Raw genomic sequence first — 23239 nt, 5'->3', positions numbered from 1 at the left:
GGTCCCCCGGCTCGAAAGCCCAGCTTCCAGGTTGTGTTGCCAAGATCGAGCGCGAGCAGTAGCGTGTTCGCGGGACGGGTCGTCATCGTAGGCATTGCTCCTCCCCAATGTGAGAGTTGTGATGGAGCCTCTATGGTGGCGGCCCGTTCTATTCGCCGCCACGCCTACATAGTCTCTGACGGCCGATTTATTGAATGCTCGCTTCGCTCGCTTTTATTTGATTCGCCCGCAGCTAGCTAAAGGCGTTATACGCCGACACTGGGGCGCCACTCGAGCTGGACATCGTCTGGCACCACTTGTACATTATTCCGTACAAGTCTATTGAGGTGCTATGCGCAAGGGTCGTCCCAGCCAGGATATTCGCCCACTTTCCGAGTTCCGCGCGAATGTGGCGACATTCGTCGAACAAGTTCAGGTCACCAGGCGCCCGCTGGTCTTGACGCAACATGGCCGGAGTGCGGCGATTCTCCTCGCCGTTGAGGCGTATGAAGCGCTCATCGAGCGCGCAGAACTGGCCGAGGATGTCCGAACTGCAGAGGCGCAGATCGCGGCGGGGCAAGGCCTCCCGCATGGCAAGGCACTCGCCCTGGTCCGAGCTCGGCTGCGGAGCCCAGCGGGGTCGCGGCGGCGTAGCGCCTGATTGGCGCTCGGGTTACGGCTTCTCTCGATGCGAATTGTCTGGTCGCCTTTGGCGCTGGTGCGCGTCGAAGAGATCGCTCGCGTGATTGCCGCCGATCGGCAGACCGCCGCGGAACGATGGGTGCGGACGGTATTCGCGCGAGCGGCACAATTGCGCACGTATCCAGAGTCCGGGCGAATAGTCCCGGAGCTCGCGCGTCCGGAGGTCCGCCAATTGCCGCATCCACCGTATCGAATCATCTGTCGCATCGATGCCAAGCAGGTAACCGTCTTGACGATTCGGCATGGGCGGCAAGAGTTGAATCCGGAGGACGTCGGAGGCGGGTGCGCGACTGAAAGATCTCTGCGGCAACACACTCGTGACGGGGTGCATCGGCATGCTGGTTGCGGAAAATCATTCTTGGCTACGGCAATCGCAGCATCACTCTGACGTCCGGTTCTCGTCGAGTGACCGTCGTTCTTTTTGAGAGGAGAATTCAAATGGCACGCGAAAAAGGAAACCAGCAGCGACAGGAGAACTTGAATAAAGGTCCGGGCACAACACCCGGCAAACCGTCCCAGACCACAGCCAAGTCGGAGATTGGCGGCGAGCGTGGCGATCGTCAGCGTGCGATCGAAACGGGACGCGAAGTTGGCATGGCCACGGGCGTTACGCCTCGGCCTGCAACATCACCGGCCTACGGACCGGGCGCGAGCCCATTCATCGCAGGTGCGTTCCCGCTGATGCGGCGCATGGCCGAGAACATGGATCAGCTTTTCGAGAACTTCGGCTTCGACCGCACCGGCCTGGCGCTGGCGCCGACGTTCGGCGCAGGTCTGGACCGCGACTTCTGGCGCGACTTATCCGCATTCGGGCAAGCCGCGTGGACGCCTCAAGTGGAGACTTTCCGTCGCGGCGACAATCTCGTCGTCCGCACCGATCTTCCGGGTCTCAGGAAGGAGGACGTGAAAGTCGAGATCGACGACGGCATGTTGACGATCTCAGGCGAGCGCTCCGAGGAGCATCAGGAGGAGCGGGACGACTTCTACCGTACTGAACGGAGCTACGGCCGGTTCTATCGGACACTTCCGCTTCCGGAAGGCGTCAATGCGGATAAGTGCGAGGCGGCATTCAAGGACGGCGTGCTGGAGTTGACGCTTCCGGCGCCAAAACAGCCGGAACGGAAGGCGAAGCAGGTTCAGATCCACTGATCCAGCAGCGAAGCTGCCGATGGGAATGCGGACTCCGTCTACGATGAAAGCATTTGGCATCGGTTGAGATGTAGGCGCACCTGGCTGGTCAGACCCAGAAAAGCGGGTACCGGGCTTTTCTGGGTCTGCGCCGGGGCGGGTATATTCCCCTGGGCACACCAGCGCGGAGTCCCCTTTGGCCTACCATTTCATCATCGTTGAGGTCGATTCGGGCGTGATGAAGATCACGCTTAACCGGCCCGAAGTCCTCAACAGCTTCACTCTCCAGATGGCCCAGGAGCTCCGCGAGGCGCTTGGTGTCGCGAGGGGCGAGAGGACCGTTCGCGCGGTTCTCATCACAGGCGCGGGGCGCGGATTCTGCGCGGGGCAGGACCTCGCAGCCGTCCCCGTCGAAGGTGAAAGGAAGCTGGACCTCGGCGCGACCGTCAGACAGACATACAACCCGCTCATCACGCTGATCCGGAAGCTGGAGAAGCCGGTCGTCTGCGCCGTGAATGGAGTTGCCGCCGGCGCGGGCGCCAATCTCGCCATGGCGTGCGACATCGTGATCGCGTCGGAAAACGCGTCGTTCATACAATCGTTCTCGAAGATCGGATTGTTGCCCGATACCGGCGGAACTTTTTTTCTCCCGCGAGCAATCGGGCTGCCCATGGCGACCGCGCTGATGATGCTGGGAGAGAAGATCACCGCACTGCGCGCCGTTGAGATTGGGATGATCTACAAGGTCGTCGCCGCCGAAATGCTCGAGGTGGAATCGACGAAGCTCGCGAAGCAGCTGGCACAGATGCCCACGAAGGCGCTCGGCTACACGAAGCGGGCGCTGAACGCATCGCTGGGGAATTCGCTCGATGAGCAGCTCGAGGTCGAGGAAGAGCTGCAGCGCGAAGCCGGCCGAACGCACGACTTCGTCGAAGGGATGGCCGCGTTTCGCGAGAAGCGCCCGCCGGTCTTCAGGGGAGAATAGAATGTCCGAGCTGACGCGTGAGACGGTGGTGGGCGTTGTGGGTGCGGGAGCGATGGGAAGCGGCATCGCGCAGGTAGCAGCAACGTACGGTCACAGAGTTCTGCTCTTCGACCAGGACGCTTCGGCACTCGACCGTGCCATCGCCGCCATCGAGAAGAACCTCGCGCGCAGCGTAGAGAAGCAGCGTCTCACCACCGAAGACGCGGCAGCGATCCGCTCACGTATCACGACCGCCGGATGGGAGATGAGTGGGGCCGAGTCGTACGGCGACCTCGGCGAGGCGGGCTTCATCATCGAGGCGATCGTGGAAGATCTCGGGGCGAAGAGGGAGCTGTTCGCACGGCTCGAAAACGTGGTCGCCACTGATGCGGTGCTCGCGACCAACACGTCGTCGCTCTCCGTCACCGCGATCGCCCGCGCATGCACTCGCCCCGGACGCGTGCTCGGCGTCCATTTCTTCAATCCTCCGACCGTCCTCCCGCTGGTGGAGATCGTTCCCGGCCTCGCGACCTTACCCGACGTGACGAACCGCGTTCAGCATCTGGTGGACGCGTGGGGAAAGAAGACCGTGGTCGCGTCCGACACGCCGGGATTCATCGTCAATCGCATCGCCCGCCCGTTCTACGGCGAGGCGCTCCGAATCTACGAGGAAGGCATCGCCGACGTGGCGACGATAGACTGGGCGATGCGTGAGATCGGCGGCTTCAGGATGGGCCCGTTCGAGCTGATGGATTTCATCGGCAACGACATCAACTTCACCGCGACGAAGAGCGTGTACGAGGCGATGTTCCATGATCCGCGATTCCGGCCGGCGCTCACGCAGCAGCAGCTGTTCGACGCGGGATTCCTCGGAAAGAAATCCGGTCGCGGGTACTACGATTACACCCCCGGCGCGGAGAAGCCCGAGCCGACGCGCGATACGGAGCTGGGAGAGATGATTTTCCGCCGCATTCTCTCGATGCTCATCAACCAGGCCGCCGATACCCTGTACCTTCGCATCGCTTCGGCGCACGACATAGACCTGGCGATGATGCTGGGCGTCAATTATCCCAAGGGCCTGCTTGCCTGGGCCGACGAGCTCGGAATTCCGGAGACGGTGAAGTGGCTCAGTGCGCTCCAGGATTTCTACGGTGAGGAACGCTACCGCCCAAGCCCGCTTCTCAAGACGATGGCTGCCGACGGATTCACCTTCTTCAGCAAGTGAGATGACCGGCACGATCGCCTCAGAAGCTTCGCCAACCGACACCGCAGTGAATCCCCGCTTCGACTGGAAGCGGATTGCATATCTCCTCCTCGCATCCCGCGGTCTCGACGACACCGAAGAGACGCGGCTCATGCCTGAGAAGAAGGTCGTCTACCAGTTCTCGGCAAGGGGACACGATCTCGCGCAGGTCATTCTCGGGTCGCTGCTCGACGGGCAGCACGATGCGGCGGGTGCGTACTACCGGTCGCGGCCCCTGCTGCTGACGCTCGGACTGACGCTGGAGGACGCGTTCGCCGGTCCGCTCAGGAAGTCCGGAGGGTTCAGCGACGGCCGCGATATTGGAATGGTCTGCAATCTTCCGAACAGGAACGGGCCCGTTGTGCTCCCGATGTCCGGCGACGTCGGATCGCAGTACACGCCGACGGTCGGATGGGCGCAGGCGATCACCTATCACCGCGACGTCCTCGGTGATCGCTCGTACGATCGCGCGATGGCGGTCGTGCTCGGCGGCGAAGCGTCGGTGGCGACCAACGGATTCTGGTCAGCGCTGACGATCGCGACCACGCTCCAGCTTCCGATCCTCTTCTACATCGAGGACAATCGCTACGGCATCTCCGTTCCGGGCGATTTCCAGACGCCGGGCGGCAACATCGCGGCGAACCTGGCGTCGTTCAGGAATCTGTACATCCGCGAGGGAGACGGCACCGATCCGGCGCGGACGGCCGCGCTGTTCGAGGATGTCACGAGCCATGTTCGCGACGGTCGCGGACCGGCATTGCTGCGGCTGGATGTTCCGCGCCTCTGCGGACATTCCGGACAGGACACCCAGGCGTACAAGACCGAGGACTGCATCACCGACGAGAAGGCGCGCGATCCGCTGCCGAAGCTTCGCAGCTATCTCGTGCCGGCAGTGATGTCGGATTTGGAGTGGAGCGATCTCGAGGCGGAAGCGTCGCGCGACGTCGCAGCTGCACTCGAGGGTGCTCTCGCGCGGCCCGAGCCCGACGCGTCGAAGATCACGCGATACCGCTTCGCCGAGCCGGGCGATGTGCAGCTAGTCGGCGGGCTCGCCGCGGGTGGTTACCAGTTTCCCACCGCGACTGACAAGCCGGAGCCGGAGCCGCAGCGTATGAACATGCTCACGGCTATTCGGCGCACGCTGGAGCACGAGCTGCGAACGAATCCGAGAGTGCTCGTCTTCGGCGAGGACATCGGGCCAAAGGGCGGCGTTCACGCGGCGACGATGGGATTGCAGCACGCATTCGGCGACAAGCGTGTCTTCGACACGAGTCTTTCCGAAGAGGGGATCATTGGCCGCGCGGTGGGCATGGCCATCGCGGGGCTCATGCCCGTGGCCGAGATCCAGTTCCGGAAATACGCCGACCCCGCAATGGAGCAGCTCAACAACTGCGGAACGATCCGGTGGCGCACGGCCAACCGGTTTGCGGCTCCCATCGTCGTGAGAATGCCTGGCGGATTCGCAAAAGTGGGCGATCCGTGGCACAGCGTGTCGGGTGAAGTCGTGTGGGCGCACGCGATCGGATGGCAGGTGGCGTTTCCATCGAACGCCGAGGATGCGGTGGGGCTGTTGCGTGCCGCGCTGAGGAGCAACAACCCGACGATCTTCTTCGAGCACCGGCATCTGCTCGACGGCCCGTGGGCGCGGCGTCCGTATCCCGGCGACGACTACGTGCTTCCGTTCGGCAAGGCGAGGATCACGCAGAGCGGCGACGCGCTGACGGTGGTGACGTGGGGGGCGATGGTCGAGCGATGTGAGCTCGCCGCGAAGATCGTCGGCGAATCCATCGAGATAATTGACCTGCGCACCATCTCGCCGTGGGACAAGGCGACGGTGCTCCAGTCGGTGGAGCGCACGCGGCGCTGTCTCATCGTGCACGAGGACGGAATGACCGCGGGCTTCGGCGCCGAGGTGGCGGCGACGGTGGCGCAGGAGGCGTTCTTCAATCTCGATGCGCCAATACACCGATTGGCGATTCCCGACGTGCCGGTTCCGCATAATTTCGGCCTGATGGACGCGGCGGTTCCGACCGTCGCGTCAATCGCGGTGCGCATGACTGAAATCCTGGAAGCGTAGGGATTCCTTACCCGTTACCCGTTACCCGTTACCCGCTACCCGTTACCCGTTACCCGTATGCCGAATCTGATAGATGTCACCGTACCTGTCGGCCAGTCAGAGGGGACCGAATCGATGGTGTCCACGTGGTTCAAGTCTGTGGGCGATCAGGTCACCGAGAACGAGCCGCTGCTCGAGATCGCCACCGACAAGGTGAACATGGAGGTCGCTGCTCCAGGAACCGGCAGGCTCGCCGAGATATTGAAGCGCGATGGCGAGCAGGTCGAGCCAGGCGAGGTGCTGGGACGCATCGAGACCGGCGCGGCAGCGGTCGGATCGGGTGAGCTGAGCCCCGCCGTGCGGAAGCTGCTCAGGGAGAACAATCTCGACGCGTCGCAGATCTCTGGAACGGGACGCGGCGGGCGCATCACGCACCAGGACGTGATGGATTTCGTCGCGTCACGCGGGTCCGGGAAAAGGGTCCCGCACACGCAGATGCGCCGCAGCATCGCTCAGCACATGGTGCAGAGCGTTGCCACAGCGCCGCACGTTACGAGCGTCTTCGAGGCCGATCTTTCCTCGGTGATCGCCGATCGCGAGGCGAGAAAGGGGGATTTCGAGTCGCGCGGCGTGAAGCTCACCTACACCGCGTATTTCGTGCGTGCGGCCGTGAAGGCATTGAAGGCCGTTCCCGAAGTGAACAGCCGCTGGCACGACGATGCTCTCGAGATCTTCGATGACATCAACATCGGTATCGCGACAGCGCTCGGCTCCGGTGGGCTGATCGTCCCCGTGATAACAAGAGCGCAGGATCTCGACCTGGCGGAGATCGCGGAGCGTCTCCAGGATCTCACCGAGCGAGCGCGGTCGGAGCGTCTCGACGCGCGCGACGTGCAGAACGGGACATTCACCATCTCCAACCACGGCGTGAGTGGAAGTCTCGTTGCGACGCCCGTCATCATCAACCAGCCGCAGAGCGCGATACTGGGCGTCGGCAAGCTCGAGCGGCGCGCGAAGCCCGCGGGTGACTCGGGAAACGAAGTCACGGTGCGGCCGATGTGCTACGTGTCCCTGACGATCGATCATCGCGTGCTGGACGGCTTCCAGGCGAATCAGTTTCTGACGGCGTGGGTCGAGGCCGTGGAAACCGTTCGGGCACCGGAGTCCCATGAATGAGAGGCTGACCGGGGGAGAGATCGCTCGACCGAGTCTTTCATTAATGATGCCCGAGCCATACATTGACATTAAATCCATCCTTATAACTGCAAATGCCGATCACCCTTCTTCCGGCGCGCTCTCGTGACGTTCGTCGGGCGCGCGCGATGGCGCGTATGAGGGGGTCGTCATGGCGGTGAAGATGCGTCTTGGTGACCGCCTCGTACAGAGCGGTCTGATCACGCCAGACCAATTGGACCGCGCGCTACAGAAGCACGCCACCAGCGGCGAGAAGCTCGGCCAAACGCTCGTGAATCTGGGCTATGTACATCCGGACGTCATGATGCAGACGCTCTGCGAAGACGCTGGGATCCCTTACATCCCGCTGGCGGACAGAATGCCCGCGCCGGGCGCCGTCGCTCTTATCAGCGCGCCGGTCGCCCGCCGGTATAACGCGGTACCGCTCCAGGAGGACAACGGTCGACTCCTCGTCGCCATGGCCGACCCGTTCGATATGAAAGCGGTCACTGCGTTGGAGCGCGCCGCCGGCGGTCCGATAAAGATTGCGGCAGCGCCCAAAGAGGATATCGCCAAGCGCTTGCGGCTCGCGTATGCGGCGCCCGGGGAACGTCCTCTGGACTCGGTTGCCGAGGCCAGTCGATCCGCTACGGCCCCCGGTCAGGGAATCACAGCGGGCCGGCCGATGGAGCCATTCGATGAGAGCGCCACCGCCGCGAAGCTCGCGGATGATATCATCAGGAGGGGCACGAACCTCGGCGCAACGGACATTCATATCGAGCCCCTGGAAGAGGTGATGAAGGTCCGCTACCGTCTCGATGGATTGCTGCAGCACGGGGGCACCTACCCCAAGGCCGTGCAAGCGCCGTTGACGAGCCGTATCAAGATTCTAGCCGGTCTCGACATCGCCGAAACGCGTCTTCCGCAGGACGGGCGCGTACGGATCCGTTCGGAAGGCACGCACATCGATCTTCGCGTATCGACATTCCCGACCCTGTACGGCGAGGACATCGTCTTGCGCATTCTCGACCGATCCAGGGTCGCGCTCAACCTGGAGCGCCTGGGAATGGAGCCGGACGATCTGGCGCTGTTGCGCGCCGCGTTCCTTCGACCGCACGGGCTCATTCCGGTCACCGGACCGACGGGTTCAGGGAAAACGACCACGCTGTATTCCGCGCTGATCGAGCTGAACAACCACGAGCGGTGTCTCATCACGCTCGAAGATCCTATCGAATACGAGCTTGCCCAGATTCGGCAGTCACAGATCAACGTCCGAGCCGGCCTGACGTTCGCGTCGGGGCTTCGGTCCATTCTTCGGCACGATCCGGACACGATCCTGGTCGGTGAGATGCGCGACGCCGAGACCGTCCAGATCGCGCTCAGCGCGGCATTGACCGGTCACCTCGTGCTGACGACGCTGCACACCAATACCGCCGCCGGCGCGATGCCTCGCCTGCTCGACATGGGCGCCGAACCATTCATCCTCACCTCCTCGGTGCTGCTCGTGATTTCACAGCGGCTCATTCGTACGCTATGCAACGACTGCAAGACGGTCATCGAAGTGTCGTCGGTCGTCAGAGAGCGGTTCGGCATCGGTGACGTGCCGTTGTATGGACATCGCGGCTGTCGCCTGTGCCGGCAGACCGGCTATCGCGGACGCATCGGAATCTTCGAGCTGCTGCCGATGACGGGAGATGTCGTCAAGGCGGTGTACGACCGTCGTCCAGCCGAGGAGATCCACCAGATCTCCGGAAGGCCGTCGCTGTTCGATGACGGCCTCAGGAAGGTTCGCGCCGGTGTGACGGCGCTCGATGAGCTGTTGCGCGTCACTTCCATTTGATCCCGGACTGACGGTGCCGGACTACTGGTACAAGAAGCTCACCAATGCCGGGGTTGTTGAGGAAGGCTGGATGACCGTTCCCGACGAGCGCGAGCTCGAGGAGCGGCTTCGAGCCAGCGGCAGCTTTCTCGTCGAGGCGGCGCAGAAGAGTCGGCCGAAGGCCGCCGCCACGCTCACGGACGGCAAAATCGAGCGCAAGCAATTGATGGCGCTGATGGAGTACCTCGCCGGAAGCGTACAGGTGGGAATGCCGATTTTGACAACGCTCGCCGATGTCGAGACTCGGCTCGATTCCAGGAAGCTTCGCAAGATTGTGGTCGAGATGCGACATGCTCTGTCGGAGGAGGGCAAAAGCCTCTCCGAGGCGATGGCCGAGCACCCGCAGGCGTTTCCGGAGTTGTACATCGTGACGGTCGAGGCGGGCGAAACAAGCGGCCGGCTCGATTTCGTCCTGGCGCAGCTCGTAGAGTACCTCGACTGGCAGCAAGGCATTACCGGACAGGTGCGGCAAGCGACGATGTACCCGCTGATCCTTCTCGTGGCGGTCGGTGGCCTCGTTCTCGTGCTGGTCATGTTCGTCTTCCCGAGAATCCTTCCGGTACTGCTCAGCCGCACCACAGTGCTGCCCCTCCCCACACGGATCGTTATGACGGTGTCGCAGTTCCTGCGCGATTACTATATCCTGGTCTTTGGCTTCGCCGCGGGCATCCTGCCGGCATACCGATTCGCGCACCGCACGGAGCGAGGGGGTCGGACCATCGACCTCCTCGTACTCAGGTTGCCGGTCTTCGGGGAGCTCATGCGCCAGGTGAACATGGCGCGCCTGGTCACCTATCTCGGCCTGTTCTACCGTTCGGGCGTGAATCTGATTTTAGCGCTCGAGCTCGTAGAGCGCTTGATCACGAACCGCGTGTTGTCGGAAGCGATCGGCCAGGTCAGAGTGGACATCGAGGGTGGGAATACCATGGCGTCGGCGTTTTCCAGGAGCTCGCTGTTTTCGCCGGTCGTGATCCGGAGCGTGGCGCTCGGCGAGACCACCGGGCGCCTCGACGAGTCCCTCGCCCGTGCGGCGGTCTACTATGCGCGTGAGGTGCCGGTAGCTGTCCGCCGACTGATTACCGCCTTGCAGCCCGCGCTCATCCTGCTGATGGGCGGTATCGTGTTGATGGTCGCATTGGCGATGATCCTCCCGATTCTGAGCATCTACAATGAGATCGGTGTCCGCCGTTGAAATCGAGACCAAACCAGCGCCGATTCGGCGCCTTCGTGCACCCTATGGGGCTCTGTCTGGTCGAGTACGCGCGCGAGCCGGAAGGCGTCCACATCATTGACCAGCACTTCGTGTCGCGCAGAATCGCGAGTCCGGCCGATGCGGCAGACGGCCTTGCGCTCGCGATGCGGCTGGATAGATCGGAAGGTGCGCGCCTCGCGATGGCGATTCGGGGATTCGGTTCCGAGTACCTCATCGTCACGCTTCCCTCCGCTGACGACGAGGTGCTGCGGCCCGTGGTCGGTCGTGAGCTGGCCCGTGTGTATCCCGACCTCGAGCAGCCGGTGTACGAGTTCGCGCGCAGCGGATTCGTTGACCGCCGCATTAGTGAGCGGCCGGCCCAGCATGGGCAGCCGCGACAGGAGCTGCTCGTGGGCGCGGTGCCTGGCGAGATGGCGCGCGCGCTGAGCGACGAGCTTCGCGCCCACGGCATTTCGCTGGACCACCTGACGGTGCTCCCGCAGGCGCTTCAACAGCTCTACTCGGAGATTGACGACGCTTCCGAGCCGACCGGCGTGGTTCTCATGCTTCCCGACGGACCTTTGATCGGTTTCTTCCAGGATGCGGAGCTGCGGTTCGTGGTCGAGCCGCCGTTGAGCCTCGACACAACGCCGGAAGAGGAGCTGGAGACCGTTCTGGAGCAGTTGGAGCGCGGCCGTCTCTATCTCCGGCAGACTTTTCGGGGCGCCGAGATGGGACGCGTGCTCGTGTCGGCGGATCCCACGCGCCACCCGGCGCTCATGGCGTCGCTCGCGGAGAAACTCGGGATCGATGTGCGTGCATTCGGCACCGAGGTGAACGCTCCGGAACTGTTGATTGCGCTCGGCGCCGTCCGTGACGCTGAGGGACCGTCGCTCATCAATCTGTCGCCGCTCGCGGAATCTCCAGCGGCCCGCGAGCGGCGCGTGAAGAAGCGGATCCTCATGCTCGGCGCCGACGTACTGGTCGCTCTCGCGATTTTATGGGCTGTCTCCAGCGTCTGGTCTCTGAAACAGCTCTCCGCCCGCGTCGCCACCAGCGCAGCGCAGGTCCAACACGTGGCGCCGCAATATTCCAGCATGCGGGCCGTCGCCGAGGCCCGGCGCGACTACGTTCGAGAAGCAGCATATCTCGACAGCCGCACCGCCGACCGCGCCGGGCTCCGGCGCGTATTGGCCGCAATCGCGGCCACGACCCGGTCTGATGTTCAGCTCGAGGAGATGAAGCTCACTCGGAACGGAGCCGGCTGGACGGCGGATGTGGTGGCCGTGAGCACGGGATCCAGCACGGCGAGTGCCCTCTTCGGGGTCGACCGATTCTATCGCACGCTCCCCGCGACGATTGCGCTCGTTGACCGCCAGTTGGTTGAATTGGTTGATATCTCCGCGCAGGCAGGTGGGAGCACCGCGCTCCGGTTTCACATCACCTTCGCATTCAACCCGAGTACGGCGCTCCAGTGAAGACCATCTCGCTCGCCGCGCCGACGGCCTATCTTCGCAAGCATCTGTTCTGGGTCCAGTTGCTCTCCTTGACGGTCCTCGTGCTTGTTGGTGCGGGCTGGATCGTTGTGAAAGCGGGCCGCCAGAAGACAGTCATGCGCGCCGAAGAGGCTCGGCTCGATCGCGCGGCTGCGACGCTCGGCAATTGGGCCGCGACATTCCAGCCGGCCGCCAGCGAGGAATTGGCCGCTTGGCGCCAGATGTCGTCGGAGACGCGGCAGCTTGGCAGTCGGCGCGACGATCGGCTCACCCTGGCGCGCGAGATCGCCGGCCAGGCCGAGCGGCCGGGATTCACCGATGTGCGCGTTGCTTTCGAGCCGCCAGACTCCGCCACCGCTGCACCGCTCCCGGACGCTGCCGGCCCGCATGCATTCGTCCTGGCCCCCTATCGGATATCGGTCAGGTTTCGAGGCGATTTTGCCGCCACCAGAGCCTTTATCGGAAACCTCCCGGCGGCGGTGCTCGTCACTGGCGTGCAGTTCAAGCGTGAAGGCACCGGCCTCCGGGGCACGGTCACGCTCGACATCTATGAGCCAGCGAACGGCCAATGACGGATACAAGGAACGCCCGCTTTCTTCTGGTCCGCGGGGTCATCGCGGCGGTGATCCTCGGGACGGCGATGGCCCGGGGACTCTTCGCGCCGGCTATCGCGGGAGGCGCGCAATCGCCTTCGCCGAATCAGGTGGCTGAGCTGGAGCTGCTGAGTCAGTATCTTACGCGTCAGCCGGTGCAACCGCGGTTTGTCGCGCGCCCGCTCGACGGGATCGCTTTGGCGGATTCGCTCAGTGCCCTGGCTCAGGCTGGCCGGCCGTCTCCCAGAATGCCGGCGCTGGACCGGCCGCGGCCCGCGGGCGTGCCGGTTATGCGATGGGTCGTGAGTGCCATCATGATCACCGAATCGCGACGAGTTGCCGTCGTCAATGATTCACTTGTCAGTGTAGGCGCGGCGGTCGGTGGCGGCGCCACCGTGGTCGCAATCGAACCAGATCGCGTCATTCTGCTGGAGTCAGGCGGCGCTCGCCGCGAGCTACGTGTCCAGTCCGGGAGTCAATAGTGAAACCGCTCCGAAAAAACGCCGCAGGCGCTTCACGCGCTTTCATCCTCTCGACTATCGCGATCGCGCTTGGGGCGACAGGTTGCGCATCTGGTCACTCCGCCGTTCCCGTGACGGCGGCCGAGCCTGATCCGGGCACCGACTATCGCACGCGTGTCTATGTCGAGCCGGTCAAGTCGGACCCGAAAGCCGGGGCGCCTCGCGATACCGCGCACGCCTCGGCTTATCTGCCCGGCCTTATGATCGCGCAGATCAGCGATGCCGATGAACCCGTGAGGCGTATCCAGCTTCTGGATGTCGTGGGGAAAGAGCTGCCTGTCGTGCTGCGGGGTCTCGCGACGAGCTTTGGGCTCAACTATCAGATTGACCCCCATGTGCGTGGCTCGGTCAACACGCGGCTGCAGGGCGTGACGCTGGAGCAGGCCCTCGACGCCATCGTGCTGCCACAGGGCTACAGCTACAGCATCGAAGGCGGAGTGCTTCAGGTCGGCGCGGCGAGACTGCAGACCCGGATGTTCTCTCTCGATTACGTCGCCTTGCAGCGAGTTGGCTCGACAAACACGTCGATTCAGCGCCGGTTGAGCGGAGGCGGCAATCAGACTGCGAACCCCTTCGGGATTATTGGGAGCTCGGGTGGCTCGGACTTTATCGCCACATATGCCGTCTCCGACGTTTGGGAAGAGCTCAAGGTTTCCCTCGATGGTCTCGTCTTTGACGCTACGCGCACCGGCGGCGAAGGGGGTATCGCGGCCGGCTCCCCCGCGCCAGTTGGACAACCACTCTCGGCGGGTCTGTCGCGGGGAGGAGCCCTGAGCAAGACGACGTCCGATGGACGACGGCTCATCATCAATCCGGGCGCTGGCACCATCCTGGTGACCGCGCCCCCGGCGAAGCTCGCCGAAGTTGCGACGTTCATCTCGGCATTCGAAGGCTCGATCCAACGCCAGGTCCTCATCGAGGCGAAGATCGTTCAGGTCACGCTCAGCAAGGAGTCACAGTTCGGCATTGACTGGACCGCCTTGAGCAAATCAGGCAAACTCGGGGTGAAGATCAACAACGCCCCGCTCGGTGGCGGAGGCATCCAGCTGACGATCGGCGGCGGCGCCTCGCAAATCCTGACCGTTCTCCGCGCCCTCGAAACGCAAGGCGACGTTAGCGTGCTCTCGAGCCCCAGAGTCGCCACGCTCAACAACGAGCGCGCGGTGTTCAACGTCACTACGGATGAAGTATTCTTCAACGTGACGCGAACGCCAATCATCGGACCCAACGGCGGCACGATCGGCTTCAGCCCGACGATCACGCCGCAGCAAGTGTCGATCGGTATCGTGCTCAACGTGTTGCCGCAGATCGGCGCGGACAATAGCATCACACTCAGCATCTTGCCGAGCATCACCAACGTCGAGCGGATCGCGACGATCAAGCTCGAGGATGGCAGCTCCGCCGAAGCGCCTGTGACCAGCCACCGGGAAACGGACACCATGGCCCGCGTTCGTGATGGCGAGACCATCGTGATCGGTGGTCTGATGCAAACCCGGCGCGACAAGACAGCGACCGGCGTGCCGCTTCTCGGCAGCATCCCGGGCATCGGTTGGCTGTTCCGAGGCGTGTCGAACAAAGTGCAAAAGGACGAGCTGGTGATATTCCTCACGCCTACGATTATCGTAGGACAGCCGCGGGCCCGCCCCTAACCAATGTACGAAAGCTTTTTCCAACTCAGCGAGCGTCCGTTTGCGTTAACGCCGAATCCCAGGTTTGTTTTCTATTCGGCGCGATATCGGCAGGCGGAGGATGAGCTGACGTACGCAATCGATCGCAAAGATGGCTTCATGCTTCTCACCGGTTGGCCCGGCACGGGAAAGACCACGTTGTGCCGGGACCTGATTGACAAGCTTGACGCCAGGACGCATCGCTCGGCGCTGCTCTTCAACCCGTTCCTCACCGGCGCGGAGATGCTCCAGGCGGTGCTGACGGAGTTCAACGTTCCTGCCCCCGCAAACGCAAGCCGGAACGAGCTTCTCGGTGCGCTCAACCGGTTCCTGCTGGACCAGCTCGCGGCCGGCCGAACGTGCGTCGCCGTGTTCGACGAGGCGCAGCACATGTCCACGGAATTTCTGGAGCAGATTCGCGTGCTGTCGAATGTCGAGACGGCTGAAGAAAAGCTGATCCAGATTCTGCTGGTCGGGCAGCCGGAGCTCCTGAACAAGATCAACGTGCCCGGGATGGCGCAACTCAGTCAGCGCGTCTCCGTGCGTTGTACCCTTACGCACCTGGATTTCGAAGAGACCAGGCGGTACATCTATCACCGGCTCGAGGTCGCGGGCGCACAAGGCCGCGTCGTTTTTTCCCGCCGGGCTCTGAAGCGGGTGCACGCCGCATCGTGCGGCATTCCGCGCAGCATCAATGCGATCTGCGATCAGACCCTGCTCGCGGGCTACGTCGAAAGGACATACAAGCTCGACACCAAACACGTGAACCAGGCGATCGCTTCCCTGCGTGGCGATGCATCCGATTACACTCACGCCGATTTCCGCCGCCAGCGGTGGGTCATGGCTGGCGCCGCCGGGCTCGCCTTGATCGTTGCGGCGGCTGCCCTCCTCCTTTATCGAGCCGGCTACACCCTGCCGTCGCTCTTGAGTTGGCGGTTGAGTTGAGTCTGATCGCCGACGCGCTGAAGACCGCGCTTCACGAAAAGAAACAGCGCATGCCGCCACTGCACGCGTTGGCGCCGAAAAGTTTCTTTTCGTTTCGCTCGCCGGCGGGACCCGCCCAATCCGCGCTTCCGCGCGGCGTCCAAATTGGGCTCGGCGCGCTGGCGGCCGTGGGCGTCCTCGGGGTGTTCATTACGCTGCTGTTGGCCTCATCGCGGTCCCCAGACAAGAGACGACCGGCGTTGACGCCGCCGATTGCCAGTCCAGCCGCATCCGTCCCCGCGCCGGTCGCGGCGGCGCCGAGTGCATCCGCTGCGTCACCGACGACCCAGCCAGCCGTTCGCGAACCAGATCCCGCGATGGCAGCGCTCATCACTCCGGCTCCAGTCAACGTCACGCGGTCGGCGACCGGCGCCGTGCTTCCCGGTACAAACGATAGCGGCGGAACCCGCTCAGTGGTGGGCGACGTGCCCGTCATGTCAGCGGGTCGCCAGCAGCCACTCGTTGCGCCGGCGGATGCCGTGAGCGACCGCAGGAACGAAGGGGCGTTCAAGATCACCATGGAGCCAGCCGGACGCGAAGGCAACACGCTTTTTCTTGAGGCTCTCGCGGCCCAGAAACGCGGCGACATTGCGCGCGCGCGGGACTTGTACGCAAAGGCGATCGAGCGGAACCCCAACAACGCCGAGCTATACAACAACGTGGGGCTGCTCTACCGGTCGACCGGAGAGTTGGAGCGCGCCGAAGATGCGTATCGGCGAGCGATCTCCATCAACCCGAAGTTCGCCGCGGCGTGGAGCAATCTCGGTGTCCTCCTGGAGCAGCGCGGCAAGCGAAAGGAAGCGACGGCGGCGCTTCAGCAGGCGCTGGCACTCGATCCGTCGAATACGGGCAGCAAGGTCAATCTCGCCAATCAGTTCTATGCGATCGGTGTCTACGCGAACGCCCAGCGATTGCTCGAGGAAGTACTCAGGGTCAACCCCTCGCTGGCGGAGGCACATTACTCGCTGGCACGGACGCTGGAGAGTCTCGGGGAGCGTGCTGGTGCGATCCAGGAGTACGAATTGTTCCTGACGACGGGCGCGGGTCAGTTCCCGGCGCTGGAGAAGCAAGTCACGCAACACCTCAAGACGCTAAAGGGTGGCAAGGGTGGCAACGATGTCTAACGTACTGGTGAGTCGCCGGATCCGTCTCGACGCGCTCGCGGTGTGCATTCTATGCGTCGGTTGCGGCGCGTACAGATTGCCATCGCGACCTTCGCTCCCGTCTACCCTTCCTCCGCTTGCGGTCGATGTGCTGGCTGTCCCTTCCGTGCTGCGGTCCTCGGTGGACACGGCGGCGGGACAGGGCTCCCGCATCACACTCTCTGCCGCCAATGCGGACGTCCGGGAGCTGTTGCCAGCACTGGCGAGCGCCGCCGGAGTCAGTATGGTGATTGCTCCAGATGCGCGCGGCCGGGTCACCGTGCACGTTGTCGACGCGAACGCACGCGAGGTGCTACAGTCGGTCATCGAGCAGGCCGGACTCACGCTCGGCCCGGTCCAACTGATTGCGCCATATCCCAGACTGGTGTTCTATGATCTGCCGGTAAACGTCAATGCGGCGAGCGCCGCGACTATCCAGGCGCGATTCGGGGTCAGCGCGATGCTGGCGAAGCTCGTGGTCGCGGCGCGCCCGCACCAGACTGACTGCGCGCCGTGCCGTTGAAGGCGCGGCGCGCCATTCCGATCTCGGCGACTACTGGATCGGCAGCGCCAGAAAGGTGAGCGTCGTGCCAGTGTACCGGATCGAGCCCGTACTCGACGCCGCACCCGCTACGCCCTCATCGAGAATCGCCTCGATGTTGGTGAAGTCGGTAAGGCTGATCCCAGTGACGGTAACGGTCAGATAATTAACCCCGTTTCCGCCCGCCACACTCGTGAACGAGGTGGAGATGACGCCGCCTGCGGTGTTACCGACGTCCCTATTGATGTATGGACCCTTCCACTTGGCGACAAGGGTGGCTGGAATGGCCACGCTAAGGAGGTCAGTGGGGGTACCACTCAGTGCGGTCGTGAGCTGCGAAACGGTGGCCGGGTATCGGTGCACGTCGGAAACGAATGCCTGTGCTCCGGTCTGGATGTTCGTGAAGTCGCTCGCGAGCCGGCCTGTGTCACCCTTGGACAGTTGGCTGTTCAGCGCCGGCAGCAGCACCGCTGCCATCACCGCAATGATCGCCAACGTGACCAACACCTCTGTCAGCGTGAAGCCCGAGCGTCGGCCACCTGCGCGTCGGCCAATCAGTGTCGTGGCAATCATTGGAAAATGTCCCGGTTGAAAATGTTTGTGTCGTCATTAACTCTGCGAAAAACTACGACCTTCACGTAACAGCCTCGTTATGTCATACGTTTCGTTCGTTACACCGCAAAGAGCCGCTGTTTCGAGCGCGTAATGGAGGCGTTATATTGGGGCGTGACCGCCTTCCGGCTTAAACTGCTGGGTTCTCCTTCACTGGACCGCGATACCGACCCGCAGATACCCGTCCTTGGTCCGGGCAAGCCTTTGGCGCTTCTGGCCTACCTCGCCGTACGGGGGCCCGCGCGGCGCGAGGAGTTGATCGCCCTCCTCTGGGGCGACATCCCCGAGGATAAGGCGCGCAATGCCTTTCGGCAGGCGCTGCACCGTTTGCGGACCGCAATGGGTCGGGATGCCGCTCCCACCGGCCGGGATATCATCGGCCTTGGGGCCACGGAGACTTTGACACTCGATCTCCGCGACTTCGAAGCCGCTCTCGACGCCGGCCGCACCGCTGACGCGCTCCAACTTTACCGCGGTGAATTTCTCGAAGGTCTCAATCTCGGAGAAGACGACTTCGACCAGTGGGTGACCACCGAGCGATCGCGGATCGGTGCCCGGTACCGCTCGACGCTCACCTCGGCGGCACAGGAAGCACTCGAGGCTGGAGAGGTACGGGACGCGCTGAGGTACGCTACACGGCTGGCCGCCTATGCCCCGCTCGATGCCGACGCCGCGGTACTCGAAGCCACGATTCTCATCGCCGCTGGTAGAAAACCGGAAGCGCTTGTCGCGCTCGAGAGATTCAGATCGCGCATGCAGACGGAGCTCGGCGCTGCAGCATCTCCCGCCGTGCTTGCCTTGATCGGCAAGCTCAGGAAGTCTGGTGCTGAGGAGTCGCGCCGAGCACCCGGCCGCACAACTCTGCCCTTCGTCGGGCGCGACTCCGAGATCACCGTCCTCATGGGAGGATGGCGTCGAGCGCAAGGGGGAGATGGTGGAACCATTTTGCTCGACGGCGCAGCGGGCATCGGTAAGACGCGACTGATCGATGAATTCCTGGCGCGAGTCCGCGACATGGGCTCGGCATTGCTGTTGCGCGGTCGAGAGCGCCAGGGCGGCGCCGCGATTCCCCACGCTTCGATCGCCGAGGCCCTGCGAGGCGCCCTGACGGCGCCCGGACTGGCTGGCGCGAGCCAACACCTGTTGGCAGAAGCCGCGCGGCTGCTTCCCGAGCTTCGCGATCGGTTCGTCCTTCCCGCCCTCGCGGCCATCAGCGACGATTCTGAGCGGGTGCGCTTTTTCGAAGGCGTCGCCGCGGTTCTCGATGCTGTGGCGTACGAGCAGCCGGTTTGCGTCGTGCTCGAGGACCTCCACAACGCCTCCACAAACACGCTGGATCTGGCCCAGTATCTGACGAATCGGCTCCGCGCGTGCGGCGTGCTCTTTGTTCTGTCAGCGCGCAACGGAGCCTTTGGGGACAGGTTCTCCGAAACCTCGCGCATAACATTGCAGCCGCTCGCGGCAGACGCTGCACGCGCGCTTGCCTCGTCCGTGCTGGCCGCGGAAATGGCGCCTCCTCTGGAGCTCGACGAGATCGTCGGCGCCTCCGAGGGCATGCCGTTTAAAATCATCGAAACGGCGCGTCGGACGGCGGCCGGCGAATCGATCGCGAGCGTACCGGCCGGCATCCGCGACATTCTGTGGTCGCGCCTTCAGGGGGCGTCACCCGCCCAACAGCGGCTGTTCGTCGCCGTGGCGCTGTTCGACCGGGCAGCATCTTTGCGGCTGCTCGCTGCCGCGGCTCACCTGTCGGAAATCGCGGCATTCGAATCGGCCATGGCGCTGGAGCAGCTCGGGCTTGTGACCCAGGATGCCAGAGGTATCAGGCCTGCGCATGATGTCGCGGCATCGCTCGCACTGGAGGGAATAGGCTCGGCCGGACTCGCTCTGCTCGCCGGTTGGGCAGCGGACGCGCTGGCCGCCCAACCGGGCGCCACCGACACCGAACTGGCTCACCTCTACGCGTTGGCCGGCAGATCCGAGCTCGCCTTCACGCATTCGATCGTCGCCGCGTACCAAGCCATGGCCGCCGCGGCGTGGACGTCGGCTGGGCGTTTTCTTGACATCGCGGGCAGCTTCGCTTCCACGGAAGCCGAACGCGAAAGAGTCACCAGCCTGCGCAGCGCGATCGGAGTTGGACCCGCCCGCCTGAAGGGTGATTCCATGCGTCCCGCCGCTCCTCCGGCAGACGCCTCGTCACCGATCGAGGAAATCGGCACTGCGACGCGCGCAGCAAAGACCCCGCGCATGACCTGGCTATTCACCCGTCGGGCAACTCTGGGCGGAACGCTCGTTGTAGCGGTTCTGTTGCTGTTCTCCGTCCGCGTTCGCGGCGCTCGTCAGGCCTCGTTGCGAGGCCGAACGCTCACTGACACGCTGGTGCTCGCGGAACGCGTGCCCGGTCAGCGGCCGCCCGTCTCGTTCATCACCGGCGACCTTGCCGACCTCACGCATCTGGCGAGACCCGGCCGGACCTCCGACGCCGCGTTCGCCTGGAGGGACTCAGTCAAGCGCCCCTGGGTCAATCCTTCCGTGGCGCCGGACGGTCACTTCGTGTCTGTGGAGCGAGTGACTGCCGCCGGCTCCGATGTTTACGCGATCAGCGCGAACAGGCGTGATACAATCCCGATTGCCGTCGGCGCGGGCGACGATATTGCGTCGGGATGGTCCCCTGACGGCCATTGGCTTCTCGTCATTCACGGCGGCACGCTGCCCGATGGCGCCTACGACTCCGATCTCTATGCGTACTCCGTCCTTTCTTTTGGAGAGCGGATCGCCCTCGATACGTCGCGCTCGCGGGCCGTCGCCGACGCCGTGTGGTCACCCGATGGACTGCATGTGGCGTGGACGGCGCGGACGGGAGCGAACCACCAACAGGACATTTTCGTCAGTCGCACGGACGGCACCGGCCTCCGAAACCTGAGCGATGATCCGGGCGAAGATTACAATCCAGCGTGGTCGGCCGACGGCACGCAAGTCGGTTTCACAAGTGAGCGGAATGGCACGGCTGAGCTGTATGCCGCGGATGTGCTGACTGGTCATTTGCGCCGCCTCACGTACGACACCTCTCATAACGATCGGGCCAGCTTCTCGCCCGATGGACAGTTTGTCGCCTTCGAGTCAACTCGCGGCGGAGAGGCCGGCGTGTACGTGATGCCCTCGTGGGGCGGCACCGCGCACCGTGTCACTCCGGCCGACAGCCGCATGAGCATTCTTGGCTGGCGGGGAGCGCCGCTACCGTACCCCGACCAGTTGCGCATTCGCGCGCCGGAATGGGTAGCCGAGGGTGACAGCGGCGCGATATCGGTGACCGGCACCGATCAACTGGGTTCTTCGTTCGAGGTCAGGCAAGTTCGATGGACGCTCCTCGACTCTGCCGCCGCGCGATTCGTTCGCGCGACGGACGAGAAACAGTCGCTCCGCTCCTCCAATACCTCGGGGTGGCTTGTTGGGCGGCGCTCTGGTTTCGCACGCCTGGTCGCGAGCCTCGGCGGCTGGCGCACGGATACAGCCTACATCCTGGTGGGCGCCGGACCGCTCGCGCTGGCGCGCGAAGATTTCGAACGCGGGCTGTCGAAAGACACGTGGATATCGCTCGGCGAGCCGGCCCCGCGCGTCGAGCCGCGAAGCGGACGACTGGCCAGCGCCGGGCTCGCGCCGATGGCCGACCGCGAATGGGATAGTGGCGTATTGAGCCGATCGGTATTTCGGATCAGAAGCGGACTGTCTCTGGAAACGTGGATGCGAGCGCCTTTCACCAGCACGTCGGTCCCGTCAGCCTCGGCGGCGATCGCGCTGGTCGCCGAAGAACCTCCCGAGGCGCTCGACTCCGTGGCTCCGCAATTCCTGCGTCTGGTGTCCATCTCGTGGCTCGGTGACGCGGGACGGATCGGCTATGCGGTGGACCAGGAAATCTTCACCGAGCCCGCTGCTGCTCTTGGCGACGGCAACGCGCACCTGTTCCGATTCACCATCGAATCCGATGGGAGAGTCGCGTTCTACGCCGACGGCAAGCTTCGCTGGCGCTCCACTGTCCGCGCGACTCGCTCCGAAGAGAACAGTAGCGCCCAACTGTGGTTGGGTGGCCGCGGAACGGGGGCCGCGGTGACGTTTGACGACGTGAGTGTCTGGCTGGCGGGCAAGGGAGCTAGCAACCAGCGATAGGAATCGAGTACGAAAGATTCACCGTGCCCGGAGGCGCTGCGCCGACCGTGGAGGGCGAAGGCAAAGCAGCAGTCGTGAACCTGATGGTGCCGGCCGTCGAATCCGAGACCGCTCCGTCCAAGTCACTTTCCAAATCCGTCGCTGTCCTCCTTTCCACGCCGACTACATCCATGAGCAGATAAACGGAGGTGCTTAAAGTGGCTCTTCTCAAAGTGTTCTGGATGACGCCATCGGCCATGCTGACACCGCTACTCAGCAACTCGCGAGATACATAAGGGCCACGCCAGTTATTCACGTTCGCCTGCGAAAGGAAATTGGATCCGCCGCACAGATCCGTCGTCACGCCGGCGATCGGCGGAGTTGTGAGGACGGTGAGCGTCGGCGGATACCGCGTCACAGCTTTGCGATACTCGGCTATGCCTTGACTGAGGGCAAACAATGTCTGGGACAGCGCAGAGCGGCGCGCGTCCTGTACCTTCCCGATTATGGCGGGAATGAGAACGGCTGCAAGAAGCGCCGCAATCGCGAGGGCCACGAGAACCTCGACCATAGAGAATCCGAGATGCGGCGACCCGCGCTCCGCCGCCGGCGGGTTTCTCAGCATGCCCCGGTGGTTGGCATTCTATACAAGACTGTTATCGGGTTGCTTCCGTTCGGCGTGAAGGCAACCGTGTCCCCGGTGGTCCCGTCCACCCGCGCCTTGAGAGCCTGGGCGTCGGCGAGCTGGACATCTGCCATGACGATGGCAAGCGCCGGCGTTGCATCCGTAAAGGTCGTCCGCCGAGTCGAGTCGTTGGCAACAAGTCCGCGGGCCATCGTGTAACCGAGGGCGGGATTGAACGGAACGAGATGATAGGGGCCTTGCCAGTTGTTCACGTCAGGTGACGACTTGTAGAATTGACCGCAACTGTTCGTCTGACTAGTGGTAATCGGTTGTACGAGATCGAAGAGGTGTCCCGGGTAGGTGTTGATTCGGGTAAAGAAAGAGGGAGGTGTGCCTATAATTTCGGTTTTGAACCGGAACAACGAATCCTGGGCTATTGCGATCCGGTTGAAATCAACGTTGAGAGAGAGCACGATGACAGTAGCCAGCACGGCTATTACCGCGATCGTGACCAGCGCCGTGAACAGGGCGAAGCCTGGCCGCTTCGCAATCCCTGGCGATCGCCATGCGCCGCACCCGTCGGAGATCAAGCTGCATTT

Annotated in this window: 19 protein-coding genes; 15 read left to right on the top strand and 4 right to left on the bottom strand. The window is 63.6% G+C overall.

Translation table 11 applies throughout. The features are described 5' to 3' along the window. The first annotated feature begins 1119 nt into the window (after positions 1-1119). The 12 genes from Q7S20_02225 to Q7S20_02170 all read left to right on the top strand — a co-directional run bounded on the left by Q7S20_02225 (position 1120) and on the right by Q7S20_02170 (position 15538). A complete protein-coding gene (locus Q7S20_02225) occupies positions 1120-1830 on the top strand; it encodes an Hsp20 family protein (protein MDO8500636.1) in 711 nt (236 codons plus the stop codon). A 175-nt stretch (positions 1831-2005) separates the two neighbouring features. Further along, positions 2006-2794, top strand: a complete 789-nt coding sequence (gene paaG / locus Q7S20_02220; protein ID MDO8500635.1) for a 2-(1,2-epoxy-1,2-dihydrophenyl)acetyl-CoA isomerase PaaG — start codon at positions 2006-2008, stop codon at positions 2792-2794. 1 nt (position 2795) lies between these two features. Then, positions 2796-3998, top strand: a complete 1203-nt coding sequence (locus Q7S20_02215) for a 3-hydroxyacyl-CoA dehydrogenase NAD-binding domain-containing protein (GenBank protein MDO8500634.1) — start codon at positions 2796-2798, stop codon at positions 3996-3998. Position 3999: 1 nt separating this feature from the next. Next, entirely contained in the window at positions 4000-6093 is a 2094-nt protein-coding gene (locus Q7S20_02210) for a transketolase C-terminal domain-containing protein (GenBank protein MDO8500633.1), read from the top strand. A 57-nt stretch (positions 6094-6150) separates the two neighbouring features. Next, positions 6151-7248, top strand: coding sequence for a 2-oxo acid dehydrogenase subunit E2 (locus tag Q7S20_02205; protein MDO8500632.1), 1098 nt, complete (start codon positions 6151-6153; stop codon positions 7246-7248). A 169-nt stretch (positions 7249-7417) separates the two neighbouring features. Further along, a complete protein-coding gene (locus Q7S20_02200) occupies positions 7418-9085 on the top strand; it encodes a GspE/PulE family protein (protein MDO8500631.1) in 1668 nt (555 codons plus the stop codon). Between the two features lie 13 nt (positions 9086-9098). Next, positions 9099-10316 carry a type II secretion system F family protein gene (locus tag Q7S20_02195; GenBank protein MDO8500630.1) on the top strand — a complete coding sequence of 406 codons (1218 nt, stop codon included), beginning with the start codon at positions 9099-9101 and terminating at the stop codon, positions 10314-10316. Next, complete coding sequence (locus Q7S20_02190; protein MDO8500629.1) at positions 10313-11794, top strand: hypothetical protein; 1482 nt, start codon at positions 10313-10315, stop codon at positions 11792-11794. Before Q7S20_02195 ends, Q7S20_02190 begins: the two co-directional genes overlap by 4 nt. Next, positions 11791-12384 carry a hypothetical protein gene (locus tag Q7S20_02185; GenBank protein ID MDO8500628.1) on the top strand — a complete coding sequence of 198 codons (594 nt, stop codon included), beginning with the start codon at positions 11791-11793 and terminating at the stop codon, positions 12382-12384. The genes Q7S20_02190 and Q7S20_02185 overlap by 4 nt, the downstream gene beginning before the upstream one ends. Beyond that, a complete protein-coding gene (locus Q7S20_02180) occupies positions 12381-12887 on the top strand; it encodes a hypothetical protein (GenBank protein ID MDO8500627.1) in 507 nt (168 codons plus the stop codon). The genes Q7S20_02185 and Q7S20_02180 overlap by 4 nt, the downstream gene beginning before the upstream one ends. Next, on the top strand, positions 12887-14575 hold the full coding sequence (locus Q7S20_02175) for a hypothetical protein (protein MDO8500626.1): 1689 nt from the start codon (positions 12887-12889) through the stop codon (positions 14573-14575). Before Q7S20_02180 ends, Q7S20_02175 begins: the two co-directional genes overlap by 1 nt. Before the next feature lie 3 nt (positions 14576-14578). Continuing rightward, positions 14579-15538 carry an AAA family ATPase gene (locus Q7S20_02170; protein ID MDO8500625.1) on the top strand — a complete coding sequence of 320 codons (960 nt, stop codon included), beginning with the start codon at positions 14579-14581 and terminating at the stop codon, positions 15536-15538. 31 nt (positions 15539-15569) lie between these two features. On the opposite strand, the gene Q7S20_02165 is transcribed toward Q7S20_02170, so the two are convergent. Continuing rightward, a complete protein-coding gene (locus Q7S20_02165; GenBank protein ID MDO8500624.1) occupies positions 15570-15908 on the bottom strand; it encodes a hypothetical protein in 339 nt (112 codons plus the stop codon). Here Q7S20_02165 and Q7S20_02160 point away from each other — a divergent pair. Next, on the top strand, positions 15895-16701 hold the full coding sequence (locus tag Q7S20_02160) for a tetratricopeptide repeat protein (protein ID MDO8500623.1): 807 nt from the start codon (positions 15895-15897) through the stop codon (positions 16699-16701). The genes Q7S20_02165 and Q7S20_02160 overlap by 14 nt on opposite strands. Next, a complete protein-coding gene (locus tag Q7S20_02155) occupies positions 16685-17242 on the top strand; it encodes a hypothetical protein (protein ID MDO8500622.1) in 558 nt (185 codons plus the stop codon). Before Q7S20_02160 ends, Q7S20_02155 begins: the two co-directional genes overlap by 17 nt. 30 nt (positions 17243-17272) lie before the next feature. On the opposite strand, the gene Q7S20_02150 is transcribed toward Q7S20_02155, so the two are convergent. Then, complete coding sequence (locus tag Q7S20_02150; protein MDO8500621.1) at positions 17273-17833, bottom strand: prepilin-type N-terminal cleavage/methylation domain-containing protein; 561 nt, start codon at positions 17831-17833, stop codon at positions 17273-17275. Between the two features lie 132 nt (positions 17834-17965). Here Q7S20_02150 and Q7S20_02145 point away from each other — a divergent pair, with 132 nt between their 5' ends. After that, on the top strand, positions 17966-22036 hold the full coding sequence (locus Q7S20_02145; protein ID MDO8500620.1) for an AAA family ATPase: 4071 nt from the start codon (positions 17966-17968) through the stop codon (positions 22034-22036). On the opposite strand, the gene Q7S20_02140 is transcribed toward Q7S20_02145, so the two are convergent. Both Q7S20_02140 and Q7S20_02135 read right to left on the bottom strand, forming a co-directional pair. Beyond that, the gene (locus Q7S20_02140) at positions 22020-22640 is read right to left on the bottom strand and encodes a prepilin-type N-terminal cleavage/methylation domain-containing protein (GenBank protein ID MDO8500619.1); all 621 of its coding nucleotides are present in this window, start codon (positions 22638-22640) and stop codon (positions 22020-22022) included. The genes Q7S20_02145 and Q7S20_02140 overlap by 17 nt on opposite strands. Continuing rightward, positions 22634-23230, bottom strand: coding sequence for a hypothetical protein (locus Q7S20_02135; GenBank protein ID MDO8500618.1), 597 nt, complete (start codon positions 23228-23230; stop codon positions 22634-22636). Before Q7S20_02135 ends, Q7S20_02140 begins: the two co-directional genes overlap by 7 nt. Between the last annotated feature and the right edge of the window lie 9 nt (positions 23231-23239).

The sequence above is a fragment of the Gemmatimonadaceae bacterium genome (assembly GCA_030647905.1).
Lineage (GTDB): Bacteria > Gemmatimonadota > Gemmatimonadetes > Gemmatimonadales > Gemmatimonadaceae > UBA4720.
The sequence above is the reverse complement of the archived record's forward strand: the minus strand, read 5'-3'. Positions and strand labels throughout refer to the sequence as shown.